Source organism: Bifidobacterium sp. UBA6881 (assembly GCA_002451435.1).
Classification (GTDB): Bacteria; Actinomycetota; Actinomycetes; order Actinomycetales; family Bifidobacteriaceae; genus Bifidobacterium.
In genome coordinates this window covers 1-459 of sequence record DKCF01000090.1, presented here as the reverse complement: position 1 = coordinate 459, position 459 = coordinate 1, and the positions used below count along the sequence as shown (strand labels likewise).

1 protein-coding gene is annotated in these 459 nt (G+C 59.5%); it reads left to right on the top strand.

The genetic code is table 11. The annotated features are described in order from the left end of the window. Positions 1–49: 49 nt before the first annotated feature. On the top strand, positions 50–459 hold a 410-nt coding region (locus B3C64_RS06950; RefSeq protein WP_291534671.1), incomplete at its 3' end, for an alpha-amylase family glycosyl hydrolase.

Genomic DNA, 459 nt, shown 5'->3' with positions numbered 1-459 from the left:
GATGCTATCGTTTTCATTAATGGATGTTGCTTTACGGGGAAAGGATGATATGACCGCGAACAACCTTCACGACGATTGGTGGAAACAGGCCGTCGTCTACCAGATCTATCCGCGCAGCTTCAAAGACGTGAACGGCGACGGATTGGGTGATATCGCCGGCGTCACCGAGAAAATCGGCTACCTGCGCGATCTCGGCATCGACGCGATCTGGCTGAGTCCGTTCTATCCATCCGATCTTGCCGACGGCGGATACGATGTGATCGATTACCGCGACGTCGATCCGCGCCTCGGCACCATGGATGATTTCGACGCGATGACGGCCGCCGCGCATGAGGCCGGCATCAAAGTGGTCGTCGACATCGTGCCGAACCACACGTCGAACAGGCACCGGATGTTCCTGGCGGCGCTCGCCGCGGGTCGCGGATCCGCCGCGCGTGACCGCTACATCTTCCGCGAAGG